Source organism: Mesorhizobium comanense (assembly GCF_005503535.1).
Lineage (GTDB): Bacteria > Pseudomonadota > Alphaproteobacteria > Rhizobiales > Rhizobiaceae > Mesorhizobium > Mesorhizobium comanense.
In genome coordinates this window covers 143,290-159,205 of sequence record NZ_SCNN01000009.1, presented here as the reverse complement: position 1 = coordinate 159,205, position 15,916 = coordinate 143,290, and the positions used below count along the sequence as shown (strand labels likewise).

14 protein-coding genes are annotated in these 15,916 nt (G+C 62.1%); 6 read left to right on the top strand and 8 right to left on the bottom strand.

Annotated elements, in window-relative coordinates:
* Positions 1 to 58 precede the first annotated feature (58 nt).
* Entirely contained in the window at positions 59 to 2,179 is a 2,121-nt protein-coding gene (gene scpA, locus FFS37_RS17435) for a methylmalonyl-CoA mutase (RefSeq protein WP_137932191.1), read from the bottom strand.
* Positions 2,176 to 3,618, bottom strand: a complete 1,443-nt coding sequence (locus FFS37_RS17430; protein WP_137932190.1) for a methylmalonyl-CoA mutase subunit beta — start codon at positions 3,616 to 3,618, stop codon at positions 2,176 to 2,178. Before FFS37_RS17430 ends, scpA begins: the two co-directional genes overlap by 4 nt.
* Before the next feature lie 313 nt (positions 3,619 to 3,931).
* Here FFS37_RS17430 and FFS37_RS17425 point away from each other — a divergent pair, with 313 nt between their 5' ends.
* Positions 3,932 to 5,470, top strand: a complete 1,539-nt coding sequence (locus tag FFS37_RS17425) for a helicase HerA-like C-terminal domain-containing protein (protein WP_137932189.1) — start codon at positions 3,932 to 3,934, stop codon at positions 5,468 to 5,470.
* A gap of 107 nt (positions 5,471 to 5,577) precedes the next feature.
* Here the strand turns inward: FFS37_RS17425 and FFS37_RS17420 are convergent, their stop codons facing one another.
* Together FFS37_RS17420 and FFS37_RS17415 are read right to left on the bottom strand one after the other, a co-directional pair.
* Positions 5,578 to 6,402, bottom strand: a complete 825-nt coding sequence (locus FFS37_RS17420) for a L,D-transpeptidase (RefSeq protein WP_137932188.1) — start codon at positions 6,400 to 6,402, stop codon at positions 5,578 to 5,580.
* Between the two features lie 174 nt (positions 6,403 to 6,576).
* Positions 6,577 to 7,233, bottom strand: a complete 657-nt coding sequence (locus FFS37_RS17415; protein WP_137932187.1) for a haloacid dehalogenase type II — start codon at positions 7,231 to 7,233, stop codon at positions 6,577 to 6,579.
* 155 nt (positions 7,234 to 7,388) lie between these two features.
* On the opposite strand from FFS37_RS17415, the gene FFS37_RS17410 reads away from it, so the two are divergent.
* From FFS37_RS17410 to FFS37_RS17395, 4 genes are all read left to right on the top strand, one after another.
* Positions 7,389 to 8,267 carry a branched-chain amino acid aminotransferase gene (locus FFS37_RS17410; RefSeq protein ID WP_137932186.1) on the top strand — a complete coding sequence of 293 codons (879 nt, stop codon included), beginning with the start codon at positions 7,389 to 7,391 and terminating at the stop codon, positions 8,265 to 8,267.
* Between the two features lie 176 nt (positions 8,268 to 8,443).
* Entirely contained in the window at positions 8,444 to 9,046 is a 603-nt protein-coding gene (locus tag FFS37_RS17405) for a superoxide dismutase (protein ID WP_137932185.1), read from the top strand.
* A 164-nt stretch (positions 9,047 to 9,210) separates the two neighbouring features.
* Positions 9,211 to 9,648 carry a c-type cytochrome gene (locus FFS37_RS17400; RefSeq protein WP_137932184.1) on the top strand — a complete coding sequence of 146 codons (438 nt, stop codon included), beginning with the start codon at positions 9,211 to 9,213 and terminating at the stop codon, positions 9,646 to 9,648.
* 9 nt (positions 9,649 to 9,657) lie between these two features.
* Positions 9,658 to 10,605, top strand: a complete 948-nt coding sequence (locus tag FFS37_RS17395) for a cytochrome c (protein ID WP_137932183.1) — start codon at positions 9,658 to 9,660, stop codon at positions 10,603 to 10,605.
* Between the two features lie 8 nt (positions 10,606 to 10,613).
* Here FFS37_RS17395 and FFS37_RS17390 read toward each other — a convergent pair whose 3' ends face one another.
* The 4 genes from FFS37_RS17390 to FFS37_RS17375 all read right to left on the bottom strand — a co-directional run bounded on the left by FFS37_RS17390 (position 10,614) and on the right by FFS37_RS17375 (position 14,924).
* Positions 10,614 to 11,438: an LON peptidase substrate-binding domain-containing protein gene (locus FFS37_RS17390; RefSeq protein WP_137932182.1), complete on the bottom strand. Its 825-nt coding sequence runs from the start codon at positions 11,436 to 11,438 to the stop codon at positions 10,614 to 10,616.
* 201 nt (positions 11,439 to 11,639) lie between these two features.
* Complete coding sequence (locus tag FFS37_RS17385) at positions 11,640 to 12,029, bottom strand: SET domain-containing protein (RefSeq protein ID WP_137932181.1); 390 nt, start codon at positions 12,027 to 12,029, stop codon at positions 11,640 to 11,642.
* A gap of 151 nt (positions 12,030 to 12,180) precedes the next feature.
* Positions 12,181 to 12,807 (bottom strand): LysE family translocator, encoded by a 627-nt coding sequence (locus FFS37_RS17380; protein WP_137932180.1) that lies wholly within the window; start codon positions 12,805 to 12,807, stop codon positions 12,181 to 12,183.
* A complete protein-coding gene (locus FFS37_RS17375; RefSeq protein ID WP_137932179.1) occupies positions 12,804 to 14,924 on the bottom strand; it encodes a S9 family peptidase in 2,121 nt (706 codons plus the stop codon). Before FFS37_RS17375 ends, FFS37_RS17380 begins: the two co-directional genes overlap by 4 nt.
* A gap of 483 nt (positions 14,925 to 15,407) precedes the next feature.
* Between FFS37_RS17375 and FFS37_RS17370 the strand changes: the two genes are divergently transcribed.
* Entirely contained in the window at positions 15,408 to 15,833 is a 426-nt protein-coding gene (locus FFS37_RS17370; RefSeq protein ID WP_137932178.1) for a MucR family transcriptional regulator, read from the top strand.
* The last annotated feature ends 83 nt before the right edge of the window (positions 15,834 to 15,916 follow it).

Sequence of the window (15,916 nt, the reverse complement as noted above, 5' to 3'; positions counted from 1 at the left end):
GTTGCAACGCCGATTATAACGAGGTGTTCAGTGTGTTGCAACGGATATTATAACTACCTCACCTCGCCAGCAGCCTATCCAGCAACCGGTCCGCCGCCTCCGGAATAACAGTGCCCGGCGGGAAGATTTCCGCGGCGCCGGCTTGCAGCACCGCGTCGTAATCCTGCGGAGGAATGACGCCGCCCGCCACGATCAACATGTCGCTGCGTCCCAGCTTCTTGAGCGCGTCGCGCAATTCGGGGATCAGCGTCAGGTGCCCAGCCGCGAGCGACGAGGCGCCGATGATGTGGACATCATGCTCGACGGCCAATTTCGCGATCTCTTCCGGCGTCTGGAACATCGCGCCGACGGTGACGTCGAAACCGAGATCGGCGAAGGCGGTGGCGATCACCTTCTGTCCACGGTCGTGGCCGTCCTGTCCCATCTTGGCAACGAGGATGCGCGGCTTGCCGCCGTTTTTCTTTTCGAAGGCGTCGAGCTTGTCCTGCAACCCGTCGACCACGGGATTGTCGCCAAGCGCCTTGCGATAGACGCCGGAAATGGTTTGCACTGTCGCGACGTGCCGGCCAAAGGCCCTTTCCAGGGCGAACGAGATTTCGCCGACCGTGGCATTGGCGCGCGCGGCGCGGATGGCGAATTCCAAGAGATTTTCATTGCCATGCGCGGCCCGGGTCAGCGCGTCGAGCGCGCTTTCGACGGCCGCGACATCGCGCGTGCCCTTCAGCCGCTGCAACTTCGACAGCTGCCGGGCCCTGACCTCGGCATTGTCGATCTTCAACACGTCGACTTCTATGTCGTTCTCGGGACGGTGGGCATTGACCCCGACCAGCATCTGCTCGCCGGAATCGATGCGCGCCTGCGTGCGCGCCGCCGCTTCCTCGATGCGCAGCTTCGGGATGCCTTGTTCGGTCGCGGCGGCCATGCCGCCGAGAGCCTCGACCTCTTCGATGTGGCCCAGCGCGCGCGCCGCAAGGTCATGGGTCAGCCGCTCGACATAAGCCGAGCCGCCCCACGGGTCGATCATGCGCGTGGTGCCGGACTCCGTCTGCAGGATGAGCTGGGTGTTGCGGGCGATCCGCGCCGAATGGTCGGTCGGCAGTGCCATCGCCTCGTCGAAGGAGTTGGTGTGCAGCGACTGGGTATGGCCTTGAGTCGCGGCCATCGCCTCGATCATGGTGCGGACGATGTTGTTGTACGGGTCCTGCGCCGTCAGCGACCAGCCCGATGTCTGGCAATGGGTGCGCAATGACAGCGAGCGTTCGTCCTTCGGTGCAAAATTCTTCTTCATCAGGCTTGCCCACAACAAGCGCGCGGCCCTGAGCTTGGCCACTTCCATGAAGAAGTTCATCCCGATCGCCCAGAAGAAGGACAGGCGCGGCGCGAAGCGGTCTATATCCAGCCCCGCCGCGACACCGGCGCGGGCATATTCGATGCCGTCGGCGATCGTATAGGCGAGTTCCAGGTCGGCTGTCGCGCCGGCTTCCTGCATATGGTAGCCGGAGATCGAGATCGAATTGAACTTCGGCATGTTCCTGGAGGTGTAGGAGAAGATGTCCGAAACGATCCGCATCGAGGGTTTTGGCGGATAGATGTAGGTGTTGCGGACCATGAACTCCTTCAGAATGTCGTTCTGAATGGTGCCGGCCAGATCCTTCTGCGCCACGCCCTGTTCTTCCGCCGCCACGATGTAGAGCGCCATGATCGGCAGCACCGCGCCGTTCATCGTCATCGACACCGTCATGTCGCCAAGCGGAATGCCGTCGAACAACTGTCGCATGTCGAGAATGGAATCGATGGCGACGCCCGCCATGCCGACATCGCCGGCAACACGCGGATGATCGCTGTCATAGCCGCGATGCGTGGCCAGATCGAACGCCACCGACAGACCCTTCTGGCCGGCGGCGAGATTGCGCCGATAGAAGGCGTTCGATTCCTCGGCTGTTGAAAAGCCGGCATATTGCCGGATCGTCCAGGGTTGCTGGACATACATGGTCGGGTAGGGGCCGCGCACGAAAGGCGCGAGGCCCGGATAGCTGTCGAGGTGCGGCAGCCCCTTTAGATCGCCCTGGCTGTACAGATGCTTGACGACAAGGCCTTCCGGCGTCGTCCGCTGCCCCTTGACCTCCACTGGCGCGCGGCGCGGCGGCACCCAACCGATCTGGCTGAAATCCGGAATCAAGAGGCGGCCCCGATGGCTTGGTCAATACGGGCGGGAACCAGCGGTTCGCACAGGACGACACCTTCGGCAAAGACAGGCCGCCGCTCCGCGTCCAGCGTCTCGACCGCACGCTCGTTCTTCAGCGGATAGAGCGTCGTGCCGATGATGGCCCGTTCCCCGGCCTTGAAGGCGGCGTCGCGCCGGGCCGCGGCGGTGCGAACGCGTTGCTGGATGTGCCCGTCGCGCAGGCTGGACAGCACGCCCCCCTCGGCCTCGATCGTCTGCAACTCTTTCCAGGCCGCCTCGCAAAGGTCCGACGTCAGTGCCTCGACCGCACCGGAGCCGTAAGCGGGATCGGCGACATGATCGATGTGGCTTTCATTTGCCATGATCAGCTGCGCGTTGCGGGCAACCCGGCGCGCGAAAGCCGCGGGCAGGCCGTGCACCATCGTATGCGGCAGGACGGAGATTGAATCGGCTCCACCCGCCGCGGCGCCGAAACAGGCAATGGCCGTACGCAGGATGTTGGTCTCCGGATCCAGCGCCGTCATCATGCGGAAAGATGTCTCGGCATGGATGTTGGCCGTGGAATTGGGGATCGAGCAGGCCTCCTGCGCCCGCGCCCACAGCCTGCGCAAGGCGCGAACCTTGGCCATCGACAGGAACTGGTCCTGGTCGACGCTGAGGGCGAAGCCGATATGCGGTGCCGCGTAGACAAGCGGCTGCCGGGCTTTTTCGAACATTCTCAGATAGGAGACCGCCGAAGCCAGCATGATGCCGAGTTCCTGCGCCTCCGTGGCGCCGGCATTGTGGAAGACCCGGCCATCCGCCTCTAGCAGCACGCCGGGAACACCCATCGAGAAGAAATGCGCCAGCGATTGCGGCATCGATTCCTGCAGTGCCTCGATCGACATGCGCAGCCGGCCGGTGCCGGCCAGGATTGCCGCGGGATCAATGCCGAAGGACAGGTTGAGCTTTGCCGGATCGGAGCGGCGCTTGCTCAGGAACGCCACCAGCCAGTCGGCCATCGGCCGGCTCCACGGATGGGTGTCGATACGGATCTGGATCCGATTGAGCGGGACGCCGTCCAGGACTGTTTCCAGCGCCTGCGCCGTCCTGGGCAGACCATAGCCGAAAGCGTTCGGAGCGCCTTCGAAGACCAGCGAGAGTCCCGTCGCGCCTTGCGCGATATCGTCCACGACCTGAGCCCTGGCGCGACTGATGTCAGGGTCGTCGACGCGCTGGCTGACGATCCAGGGCGATCGCGGATTCGTGCGCACGATCGGCTCGGCTCCCGTCGCGCGGTCGTAGAGCGGCTCGATGCGGATGTTGTCGTCGGTATGCGAAACCAGCTTGTCCTCGAAGGATGCGCCGGCCAACGCCTTTTCCGCGAGCGCCAGCCATCGCTGGCGCTCGGCGTCCGCTCGTTCAACATCCCTGGTCAAGGCTCCGGCGCCCATCCATCTTCCTCGTTTTCACGCGGCCGCATCAGCCGGGAGCATCAGTCTACGGTCCCCGGTTCATTACCGCAATGCAATGTACTGGCGTGAACCAGGCCCGATCCCTCCGACACGGGTCGGTTCATGGAGGACGGGCCGTGAACGATTGCCAAACACCGGCAAAATCCGCAAGTTCCAAAAGCCGATTTCGGCGATAGTCCAAGCGCCCCGATAAGCCTCGCTTCGACGATTGGCATTGTCGCTTCCCGACAGCGTCACTATACCTTTGGGCAAAGGCTGGCTTTAGACACATCAGTTTGCGGAGACCGTATATATGGCTGACGACACCAGTATTTTCATCGGCGCCAGCCGCAAACCCGACGACAGCTATCAGCGGCCCGAGCAGTTGTTGTTGCAATACGGGAATCGCCATGGCTTGGTGACCGGCGCCACCGGCACCGGCAAGACCGTCACCTTGCAGATTTTGGCTGAAGGATTTTCGAATGCCGGCGTGCCGGTCTTCTGCGCCGACATCAAGGGCGATCTCTCCGGCATCGCCATGATGGGCACGGCGCAGGATTTCCTGGTCAAGCGCGCCGAGCAGGTCAAGCTCGACCCCTACGACTTCCAGGAATTTCCGGTCATCTTCTGGGACCTGTTCGGCGAGCAGGGACATCCCATCCGCGCCACGATTTCGGAAATGGGTCCGTTGCTGCTGTCGCGGCTGATGAACCTGACGGACGCGCAGGAAGGCATCATGAACATCGCCTTCCGTATCGCCGACGAGGAGGGCCTTCTGCTGCTCGACCTCAAGGACCTGCAGGCGCTGCTTGCCAACATCGCCGAACGCGCCGACGAGATCAGCGCGCGCTACGGCAATGTCACGAAGCCTTCGGTCGGGGCCATTCAGAGAACGCTGCTCGTGCTGGAACAGCAGGGAGCCAGGAACTTCTTCGGCGAACCGGCCCTGCGCATCGCCGACATCATGCGCACGACCCGAGACGGGCGCGGCGCCATCAGCGTGCTGGCCGCCGACAAGCTGATGATGAATCCGCGTCTCTACGCGACCTTCCTGCTTTGGCTGATGTCGGAACTGTTCGAGGAACTGCCTGAGGTCGGCGACCCCGACAAGCCTAAGCTGGTCTTCTTCTTTGACGAGGCGCACCTGCTTTTCGACGAGGCGCCGAAGGTGCTCATCGACCGCGTCGAACAGGTGGTGAGGCTGATCCGCTCGAAAGGGGTCGGCGTCTATTTCGTCACGCAGAACCCACTCGATATTCCCGAAAAGGTGCTGGCGCAGCTCGGCAATCGCGTTCAGCACGCGCTGCGCGCCTATACGCCGCGCGAGCAGCAGGCGGTGAGGACGGCGGCCGAAACCTTCCGGCCCAATCCGGATTTCGACTGCGCCACCGCCATCACCCAGCTCGCCACCGGCGAGGCGCTGGTGTCGACGCTGGAGGCCAAGGGCATTCCGTCCATGGTTCAACGCACCCTGATCCGCCCGCCCTCGTCGCGGCTTGGACCGATAACGCCCGCCGAGCGGCAGAAGCTGATCCAGGAAAGTCCGGTCGCCGGCCAGTACGATGAGACCATCGACCGCGAATCGGCCTTCGAGATCCTGCAGAAGAAGGCGAAGGAGGCGCAGGATGCCGAGCAGCAGGCCGGCAGCGGCGGCTCGCGCTGGACCATTCCAGGGTTCGGCAATGACGAGCCGGCCCCCCAGTCCGGCGGCCGCCGCGCGCCGGCGCCGCGCCCTTCCAACCGCCAGACCGTGGCGGAAGCCGCGATCAAGTCGGTCGTGCGCTCGGTCGGCTCGTCTGTGGGACGCGCGATCGTGCGCGGAATTCTCGGCAGCCTGTCCAAAGGACGCTAAATTCCCACGGAGAAGTCGAAGGGCGCCGGTGGCGCCCTTCGACTTCAGTCTTTCGTGGCTTTCGAATGACGGGCGGCTTCCTTCGCCACCGGCCATGGATGTCCGGATCAGAAGATCGCGTTCGTTACCGCCTTGACCGGCCCGAGCAGCACCGATCCCGCCGGCACGCCGGCGTCGATCGGAATGGCCTGGTGGTTCGCCGTCGCCACCATCGACTGGCGGGGATCGCTGGTCACGATGACCGGGGTCTTGGAGGGCACGCGGTCGTAGAGATCGATGATGTCCTGGTTCATCAGGCGCACGCAGCCCGACGACACTGACTTGCCGATCGAGCGCCATTCCGGCGAGCCGTGCAGGCGGTAGAGCGTGTCGACATTGCCCTGGAAGAGATAGAGCGCGCGTGCGCCGAGCGGGTTCTTCAGCCCGCCGGGCATGCCGCCATTGTCGGCGCTGTACTGCTTCAATTCCGGCTGCCGCGCGATCATTTCATCCGGCGGCGTCCATTTCGGCCATTTCTGCTTCCACTGCACGACGGCATCGCCCGACCATTCGAAGCCGGCGCGGCCGAGGCCGACTCCATAGCGGATGGCCTGGCCGCCAGGACGGACCAGATAGAGGAAGTGGCCTGTCGTATCGACGACGATGGTTCCGGGTTTCTGTCCGGTCGGATCAGGCACGACCTGGCGCAGGAATTGCGGGTCGATCCGGTCGACCGGGATCGCCGGAAGGTCGAAGCCGCCATCGTTGACGGCAGCATACATCGAGGCATAGTCGGCCAGGGGCGGTTCGACAGAGGTTGGCGGCGGCGGCTGGGTTGGACCAGGTCCCGTTGTCGTGCAGGCCGAAACCGCGATCGAGGCAGCGCCTAGTGCTGCGGCATTTAGGAAGCCGCGACGGCTCAGGCGAAAGGATTCGATTTCGGGTATGGACATGGTTGCCTTCTTTAGAACTCAAACCGCAACAAAGCGTGAATACGCTTGTCGCTACGCGGGTGCCTGACAACACCTGAGGCGATAGGCGGTTCCGATTCTGGCCCGAACGTGGACAAACAAAGGCGAAGCTGTGACTGCGTTGCCACTGTGGCGCCAGGGTCACAGTCGCATGGATCAGGTGACCAAGGCCTCTAGCGACGGCAGGATCAGCGCCGGCGGACAGTCGCGGTATTCCTCGGGCTGATTGGAACGGTTGATCCACACCGTGCGGAAACCGAATTTGGTGGCGCCCGCTATGTCCCAGCGGTTGGACGACTGGAACGAAACCGCGCCGGGATAGAGGCGCCAGCCGGTGGCGACCATGTCGTAGACGGCCGGGTCGGTCTTGAAACGCCGCACCGCATCGACGGAATAGATATCGTCGAGAACCTGGTCGAGAGCGGCGGATTTGACCGCTGCTTCCAGCATTTCGGGCGAGCCGTTGGAGAGGATCGCCAGCCGGGCTCCGGAAGCCTTGAGCGCCTTCAGGACGGCCGGCACTTCCGGGTAGCAGTCCAGCCGCCAGTAAGCCTCCAGAAGCTTGGCCTTCAGGCTGGGATCGGCGGAGGGAACCTTGCGCAAGGCGAAATCGAGTGACTGTTCGGTCAATTGCCAGAAGTCGGCATAGGCGCCCATCAGCGTGCGCACCCAGGAATATTCGAGCTGCTTGGCGCGCCAGATCTCGGACAGAAGCTGGCCGTCCGGCCCGATCTGGTCGGCATGGCGGCGCACGGCTGCATGCACGTCGAACAACGTGCCATAGGCGTCGAAAACATAGGCGGCGTATTGCATGACAACAGTTTTGAGGCGAGGCGCCGCAAGGTGCAAGCCTTGATTGCATGACGCCGCCGCTGGCCTCAACAAAACTCCCCGATGCTGGTTGACGGCGCCGCCCAAAGCATCTTCCAATGGCCGTCACACGAGATTGATCGGAACAGGACAACGCAATGACACTGGCGGCGGCGGCGCAATCCGCGACATGGACTTTCGTCGATGGCGACTGGTACGAGGGCAATGTCGCCATTCTGGGACCGCGCAGCCACGCCATGTGGCTCGGAACCAGCGTATTCGATGGAGCCCGCTGGTTCGAGGGTGTGGCGCCCGATCTCGATCTTCACGCCAGGCGGGTAAACGCCTCGGCCATCGCGCTTGGCCTGAAGCCCAACATGACGCCCGAAAAGATCGTCGGGCTGACCTGGGACGGGCTGAAGAAGTTCGACGGCAAGACGGCGGTCTATATCCGGCCGATGTATTGGGCCGAGCATGGCGGCTACATGGGCGTGCCTGCGGATCCGGCCTCGACGCGGTTCTGCCTGTGCCTCTATGAATCGCCGATGATCTCGCCGACCGGTTTTTCGGTGACGGTGTCGCCGTTCCGGCGACCCACGATCGAAACCATGCCGACCAACGCCAAGGCCGGATGCCTCTACCCCAACAACGGCCGCGCCATCCTCGAAGCCAAGATGCGCGGCTTCGACAATGCGCTGGTGCTCGACATGCTGGGCAATGTCGCCGAAACGGGAAGCTCCAACATTTTCCTGGTCAAGGACGGCCACGTGCTGACGCCGGCGCCGAACGGCACCTTCCTGTCCGGCATCACCCGCTCGCGCACCATGACGCTGCTGGGCGAATATGGGTTCAGGACGACGGAAAAGACGCTGTCGGTGCGCGATTTTCTCGAGGCGGATGAGATTTTCTCGACCGGTAACCATTCCAAGGTGGTGCCGATCACGCGCATCGAGGACCGCGATCTGCAACCCGGGCCGGTGGCCAAGAAAGCGCGCGAACTTTACTGGGACTGGGCGCATTCGACATCCGCCGGCTGACGGACGGTCCGGCTTTTTTGTCGCTGTCGGCCTTGCCGCGGGAAAACCGTGTGACAGTTGTCGGGAACCCGCTTAGAAAGGGAACCGACACTTCACGTCCGGAGTTGTTCCAGCTCAATCCAGACCTATCTTAATCCGGTATCCGAACCGGATTTTTCCACGAGGGAGTACTACCCATGGCTTTTGAATTGCCCGCTCTGCCCTACGACTATGAGGCGCTGCAGCCCTATATGTCGAAAGAGACGCTGGAGTATCACCACGACAAGCACCACAAGGCTTATGTCGACAACGGCAACAAGCTCGCCGCGGAAGCCGGCATGGGCGACCTTTCGGTCGAAGAGGTGGTCAAGCAGTCGTTCGGCAAGAATGCCGGCCTCTTCAACAACGCCGCGCAGCACTACAACCACATCCATTTCTGGAAGTGGATGAAGAAGGGCGGCGGCGGCAACAAGCTGCCTGGCGCACTGCAGAAGGCGGTCGACGCCGATCTCGGCGGTTACGACAAGTTCAAGGCCGACTTCATCGCCGCCGGCACGACGCAGTTCGGCTCGGGCTGGGCCTGGGTTTCGGTGAAGGACGGCAAGCTGGCGATCTCCAAGACCCCGAACGGCGAGAACCCGCTCGTTCACGGCGCCTCGCCGATCCTCGGCGTCGACGTCTGGGAACATTCCTATTACATCGACTACCGCAACGCCCGCCCGAAATATCTCGAGGCTTTCGTCGACAGCCTGATCAACTGGGATCACGTGCTCGAGCTCTACGAAAAGGCGAAAGGCTGATCGAAGCTTTCAGAAAAGCCCCGGCACACCGGGGCTTTTCTTTTTCAAATGCCTGATCCAACTTTTGCCGGTTGGGTAAAAATCGTTCGAACAGAAGGGAATATTCCTCCCCCCGCGTCCGTTAACGTTTTGTCCTGAAATGCCTTCATCATGGAGCCAAACGAATGAGAAAGCTTGTTATCGCCATCTCAATGCTCGCCGTCACGGTATCGGCCGCCTTTGCCGATCCGATCCTCGACCGGCAGGCTCTGATGAAGGAACGCGGAAAGCTTGTCGGCGGCCTGTCCAAAGTGGTCAAGGGCGAGGAGCCCTTCGATGCCGCCGCCGTGCTGACGCAACTGCAGGCGTTGCAGGCCAATGCCGAGAAATTCGGTGTCGAGGCCTTGTTCCCGAAGGGCAGCGATACGGGTGACACCACCGCGGCGCCGAAAATCTGGGAAGACATGGCCGGCTTCAAGGCTGCGGAAGACAAATATCTCGCCGACGTCAAGGCCGCGGTCGCGGCGGCCCCCGCCGATGTCGACGCGCTCAAGGCGCAGATCGGCGTGCTTGGTTCCGACTGCGGCACCTGCCACCAGGGCTACAGGGTCAAGAAAGGCTGATCGCCTGCCATGGCCTGGCTGAGGAAACTCGTCGGCACCGTCCTCGTTCTGGGCGTTGCCGGCGCGGCTGCCGGCTGGTTGCTATCCGCCCCGGTCAAGCTTGATGCCGACACACTGGCCCAGCTTGGACCGGGCGACGCCGCCAGGGGCAAGCGCATTTTCTATGCCGGCGGCTGCACCTCGTGCCACGCAAAGCCGGGCTCCCAGGGCGACGCCCGGCTTCAACTGGTTGGTGGCCTCGAACTCAAGACGCCGTTCGGCACCTTTGTTCCGCCCAACATTTCGCAAGATGCCAAGGACGGCATCGGTGCATGGACGGTCGGGGATCTCGCAAATGCCATGCTGAAGGGCGTATCGCCCTCGGGTGAGCATTTCTATCCGGCGTTTCCCTACGCCTCCTACGCCCGCATGAAGCCGTCCGACATCGCCGATCTCTATGCCTTCCTGAAGACGCTGCCTGCGGTCGCCGGCAAGGCGCCGGACAATTCGCTGGCGTTCCCGTTCAACATCAGGCGCGGCATCGGCCTGTGGAAACGGCTCTATCTCAGCGATCAGCCTGTCATTGCGTTGCCCGACGTCACGCCGGAACCGGTGCTGGCCGGCCGCTATCTCGTCGAGGGGCCGGGGCATTGCGGTGAATGCCACACGCCAAGGGATTTCGCGGGCGGGACGAAGAAGAGCCAGTGGTTGGCGGGCGCAGTGGCCGCCGAAGGCTCGGGCGTCGTGCCGAACATTACGTCGGGCGAGGGGGGTATCGGCGGCTGGTCCGCGTCCGATATCGCCAACTATCTCGAAACCGGGTTCACGCCGGAGTTCGATTCCGTTGGCGGGGCCATGGTCGATGTGCAGCGTAACATGGCCGAACTGACGCCGGACGACCGCGCCGCGATAGCCGCCTATCTCAAGGCGATACCGCCGCATCCGAACGGCTATCCGGCACGTAAGTCCGCCAATTGAGCCCCCGCCTATTGCTCGGGTCGCGCCGTGCTTAGCAAGGCGAGCACCTTTTCGAGCCGCGCCACGACATCACTGGCTTCCAGGAGCTGCTGCTTCTCATCGATGCCAGTCGGCAGCATCTGCGCGACAGTGTCGGCCAAGAGACCGGGATTTTCCGCGGAAGGAAGGCCGAAGCGGACCCGCTGGCGCGCCGGAAGCGAGGAAAGGTCGACATTGGCGTAGGTTCGGTACGCGTCCAGCACCATACGCGAAAGCGAGGCCGCTTCTGGAGACTGACCGCGCTGCTCTTCAATCGCGGTTATCTCGGCCGCCAGGAATTCGCCATCGATCAGCCGTGTGATGGCCATGCGCTGAAGGCCGGATACGGTGACTTTGAGAATTCCGTCCATCTGTGTCTGGCTGTTTATCACGCTCGCCGTGACACCCACCGGGTAGAAAGATTGAAGCGTGCTGGGATCGTTGTCGGCGCCATGCCTTTGGGCGACCACCAAAACCCGACGATCGCCTGCCATGGCACGTTCGACGGCGCGCCGGGTTTTGTCGCGCGCCACGAAGACAGGCGTAGTCGTCTGTGGAAACAGAACGAGATCGCGCATGGGAAAAATGGGGACGTCTGTCTGTGCGGAGCTGGGAGCGGCCGCAACGGGCGACGTTTCAGACGACGCTGCCTGCCGGTTTGCCTGAATCCTCGCGGCCAATACGTTCCAGTCCCGCAAGCCAAGAATCCTGGCGACCAACTCAAGGCTTTCGGCGTGGGAAAGAGAAACAGATTTGGCGGCCAGCGCTTCGCTTAACGTTTGCGCCATAGCTTTGGCGTCGCGGAAATCGCGCATGAGATCATCCTTTGCAGAAACGAACGGAAAGCGTCAGGAGCTTGCGTTGCTGACCCGTTCGTCCGGGCAAAGGGAGCCTGAATTGGCTCGATACATTCACCGTACCCAAGGGGTGCAAGCAGCAGGTTGTATCCACCTGCCGGGAAGGTGCGCCGAAGGCCTTGGGTTTGTCAATCTTGACCTGGAATTTCGCCAGCCTTTCTATAAATGCCGGTCGCCCAGGAAATCGAAACCTTCCTCGAAGAAGTGGTGGTAGCTGCAGGTCAGTTCCTCGCCGGGCGCGATGTCTCGCAGCGCATAGGTCTCCTCGGGTACGGAGACGTCGCAGTTCGGATCGTCATCGTGGTTCATGTAACGCGCGTCGTCTGCCTCGAAGACGATGAAACCGGGATCCCGCCGGTCCGGATAGGAATAGCGGTCGAGATAGGACTTCACCGGACCGGTCTGGCTTTCATAGGTGTCGACGGGAATGCGCCGGTCGAACCTTGAATCGAGCTTCCAGATCAGCGTGCCCTGGGGAATGTGGTTCTTGGCGAAGACGCCGATGCCTTGGATGGCGGATTTGTCGAGATACGTGTCGACGAGCAGCATGATGGACCTTGCACGATTGTGGCCTGTCGTGGCCCGGAAAAACCGCGCTTTGGGTAGCGCGTGAGCGCTTCAATTGCGAGCACAAATGAGCGCTGTGAATTCAAAAAGTCATGAGCGGCCGACGCGTCCGCAAGGGCGCGCCGCTGAAGCCTCAGCGCTGCTGCAGCGCCAGACGGACGCCGAGCGCACAGTAGATGCCACCGACAATCTTGCCCTGCCATTTCAGCACCGTTGGGTTGCGGCGCAGAAATCTGCCGAGCCCGCTCGCGCTCAGCGCGAACACTACCGTGCTGAAAAGACCGAGCACCACGAAGATGATCCCCAGCGTGAACAGCTGAAGCATGACCGATCCATTTTCGGGCCGTACGAATTGCGGCAGGAAGGCGAGGAAGAACAACGCCGTCTTGGGATTGAGGATTTCGGTCAGGACGGCTTGCCGGAATGCCTTGCCGGCGGAGATCGCAAGCGTGCCGGCGACAGGATGGGCCGGCGTCTTTTCGATCATGGCGCGAATGCCGAGATAGACGAGATAAGCCGCGCCGGCATATTTGATGATGCTGAACAGCACGGCCGAAGCGGCGATGATCGCCGAAATGCCGACCATGGCCATGACGGTGTGAAACACGTCGCCCGCAGCGACCCCGGCGCCCGTCGCTATGCCGGCTCTGATCCCGGAACTCGTCGCCCGCGCAACCGTGAGCAGCGTGGCGGGGCCCGGGATGAACACGAAGCCGAGCACGACAGCGAGATAGGTGATCAGTGTCGAGTGGTCGATCATTTCCGCTCTCCGGCAAGGTCTGCCTTGCCCACGACTTTCAAGGTGAAGGAATAGGTGTAGGCAATTTCTTCCAGGCGTGAGAAGCGGCCCGATGCGCCTGCATGGCCGGAGTCCATGTTTATCTTGAACAACACCGGATTGTCACCGCTCTTGCGGTCGCGCAGTCGCGCCACCCATTTTGCAGGCTCCCAATAGGTGACGCGCGGATCGGTCAGGCCGGCGAGCGCCAGGATCGGTGGATAGTCGAGATCAGCGACGTTGTCGTAAGGGGAGTAGGCGGCGATCGTGCGATAGTCGTCGGCCGATGCGATGGGGTTGCCCCATTCGGGCCATTCGGGCGGGGTCAGCGGCAGTGTCGCGTCGAGCATGGTGGTGAGAACGTCGACGAAGGGAACCTCGGCGACGATGCCGCCGAAACACTCCGGCGCCATGTTGGCGATGGCGCCCATCAGCATGCCGCCGGCCGAGCCGCCCTGAGCGACGATGCGGTCGTGCGCCGTGTAGCGTTCGGCGACCAGATGGCGTGCGCAGGCGATGAAGTCCGTGAAGGTGTTCATCTTCTGCGCCCGCTTGCCGTCATCGTACCAGCCATAGCCCTTGTCCTTGCCGCCGCGGACATGGGCGATGGCAAAGACCAGGCCGCGATCGACCAGCGAGAACCAGTTGGTGTTGAAAGCGGCCGGCACGGTAATGCCATAGGAGCCGTAGCCGTAGAGCAGGCAAGGCGCCGAACCGTCGAGCGACGTGTCGCGATGGTGCAGAAGCGAGATCGGCACCAGTTCGCCATCCGCGGCAGGGGCCATCAGCCGCCTCGTGATATAGAGGTCCGGATCGTGGCCGGATGGCACTTCCTGCGTCTTGAGCAGCATCCGCTCGCGGGTTCGCATGTTGTAGTCGAAGACCTGCGAGGGCGTGGTCATCGACGAATAGGAAAAGCGCATGATCTCGGTATCGTATTCCAGGGAGCCGGACAGGCCGAGCGAGAAAGCCTCCTCGTCGAAAGAGATGAGATGCTCTGCGCCGCTGGCCCGATCGCGCACGACGATACGCGGCAGTCCTTCCTTGCGCTCCAGCCGCACCATGTGGTCCTTGAAGCCGATCACCGACAGGATCAGCCGGCCAGGCTCATGCGGCACCAGTTCCCGCCAGTTGGCGCGGACCGGATCGTTGGCCGGCGCCGTCATGATCTTGAAGTCCTTGGCGCCGTCGGCGTTGGTGAGGATGAAGAAAATGTCGCCGCCTTCTTCCAATTCATATTGCAGGCCGGTTTCGCGCGCCGAAACAAGCGTGGGCTCGGCAAAGGGGTTGCTGGCGCTCAACAGGCGGTATTCGGAGGTTTCGTGATCGTTGATGCCGATCATGATCCATTCGTTGTTGCGGGTGCCGTCGACATTCATGAAGAAACCGGGATCGGTCTCCTCGTAGATCAGCCTGTCGTTTTCAGAAGCTTGGCCGAGGGCGTGGAACAGCACTTTCGACGGCCGGTGGTTGGGATCGAGGCGCGTATAGAAAAACCCGTCATTGCCCGCGTCCCAAACGCCTGAGCCGCCGGTCGCCGGTATCTGGTCCGCGAGGTCGTTGCCGTCGGCAAGGTCGCGCACGCGCAGCGTGTAGAATTCGGAGCCCTTGTCGTCGAACGCCCACAAGAGCTTGCCGTGATCGGTTGAATGATCGACACCTCCGAGCCGGAAATAGGCTTTCCCTTCGGCCTCGGCATCGCCGTCGAGCAGGATCTGCTCGGGACCGCCATCGCGCGGCATGCGGAAATAGCGCGGCTGCTCGCCGCCGAGCTTGAAGGACGAGCCATAGGCATAGGGTCCATCCTTCATCGGGACGGAAGAATCGTCTTCCTTGATGCGCCCCTTCATCTCCTTGAAAAGCTGCTTCTGCAGGTCCGACGTATCGGCCATCAGCGCCGACTGATAGGCATTCTCCGCATCGAGTTCGGCGCGGATTGCCGCATCGAGCAGGGTGGGGTCCCGAAACATCTCCTGCCAGTTATCGGCCCGCAGCCATGCGTATTCGTCGGTTCGCGTGATGCCGTGATGTGTGTCCGAGATCGGCCGTTTCTCAGGCGACGGCGGGCTGACGATCGGAAATCGGGAGGTCGTGGTCATTGCATCTCGCTCTGGAAATATCTGGAACGACGAATGGCACGGCAACGAGCCGAGGTTCAAGGGGCACGGTTGGGGCGCGCGTTGGCCTGCCGTGCTGCCGCATTGCGTGGCAACCTATGGTTTTGTGGACAGGTGTGAACAACCAAGACTGTTGACCTGCTCGGCAAGCAAAGCCGAGCATCGAGGACTGCTTTGTGAGTTATCGCGAATGTAACGCCGAGCTGACGCATCGTCAGCTGCGTTCGGTTTGGCCTGCGGAATATCGAAAAATTACATGATGCACGAAAGATTGAAGCTAATTCGGGAATAGTTGATCAACATCCGCAAATATAATGCATAGAGCGAATTGACTTACTTGGTATATGGTCCCATTGATACCGCGCGACACGAATCGCAGAAGCTCTACCTGCACAAAATTCGTGCAATGCCCTGCCTGTAAAAAAGGGCACAGACCGATCTAACTCTTGTTGGGGCCTGAAGACCATGGATATTGTCGAAACACCTTCCAGAAACAATGATGCGCTGATCGAGTTGACCGCCGATGTGGTGGCTGCCTACGTCAGCAACAATCCCGTGCCGGTCGGCGAGCTGCCGAACCTGATATCCGATGTCCATGCCGCCCTCGGGCGCGTGGGCGGAACCGTCGAACAGCCGCCTGCCGACAAGCAGAAGCCGGCTGTGAATCCGAAACGCTCGGTTCATGACGACTACATCGTCTGCCTTGAAGACGGCAAGAAGTTCAAGTCGCTCAAGCGTCACCTGATGACCCACTATGACCTGACGCCCGACCAGTATCGCGAAAAGTGGAACCTTGATCCGAGCTATCCGATGGTCGCTCCCAACTATGCGGCGGCCCGTTCGCAGCTCGCCAAGAAGATGGGGCTCGGCCGCAAGCGCAAGGGTCGCTGATCGCTGTCCAGCGGACCAGTTCCTTATCGACGGCGCCCGCGGGCGCCGTTTGATTTTCAAGCGTGCCGCTGTTGGTCCGTGAC

Bases quoted from the DNA above. Each gene is read 5' to 3' on its own strand.
- FFS37_RS17400 (WP_137932184.1), top strand. From the start codon at position 9,211: ATGAGAAAGCTTGTTATCGCCATCTCAATGCTCGCCGTCACGGTATCG.
- FFS37_RS17415 (WP_137932187.1), bottom strand. From the start codon at position 7,233: ATGCAATACGCCGCCTATGTTTTCGACGCCTATGGCACGTTGTTCGAC.
- FFS37_RS17410 (WP_137932186.1), top strand. From the start codon at position 7,389: ATGACACTGGCGGCGGCGGCGCAATCCGCGACATGGACTTTCGTCGAT.
- FFS37_RS17370 (WP_137932178.1), top strand. From the start codon at position 15,408: ATGGATATTGTCGAAACACCTTCCAGAAACAATGATGCGCTGATCGAG.
- FFS37_RS17420 (WP_137932188.1), bottom strand. From the start codon at position 6,402: ATGTCCATACCCGAAATCGAATCCTTTCGCCTGAGCCGTCGCGGCTTC.
- FFS37_RS17380 (WP_137932180.1), bottom strand. From the start codon at position 12,807: ATGATCGACCACTCGACACTGATCACCTATCTCGCTGTCGTGCTCGGC.
- FFS37_RS17430 (WP_137932190.1), bottom strand. From the start codon at position 3,618: ATGGGCGCCGGAGCCTTGACCAGGGATGTTGAACGAGCGGACGCCGAG.
- FFS37_RS17395 (WP_137932183.1), top strand. From the start codon at position 9,658: ATGGCCTGGCTGAGGAAACTCGTCGGCACCGTCCTCGTTCTGGGCGTT.
- FFS37_RS17390 (WP_137932182.1), bottom strand. From the start codon at position 11,438: ATGCGCGATTTCCGCGACGCCAAAGCTATGGCGCAAACGTTAAGCGAA.
- FFS37_RS17375 (WP_137932179.1), bottom strand. From the start codon at position 14,924: ATGACCACGACCTCCCGATTTCCGATCGTCAGCCCGCCGTCGCCTGAG.
- FFS37_RS17385 (WP_137932181.1), bottom strand. From the start codon at position 12,029: ATGCTGCTCGTCGACACGTATCTCGACAAATCCGCCATCCAAGGCATC.
- FFS37_RS17425 (WP_137932189.1), top strand. From the start codon at position 3,932: ATGGCTGACGACACCAGTATTTTCATCGGCGCCAGCCGCAAACCCGAC.
- FFS37_RS17405 (WP_137932185.1), top strand. From the start codon at position 8,444: ATGGCTTTTGAATTGCCCGCTCTGCCCTACGACTATGAGGCGCTGCAG.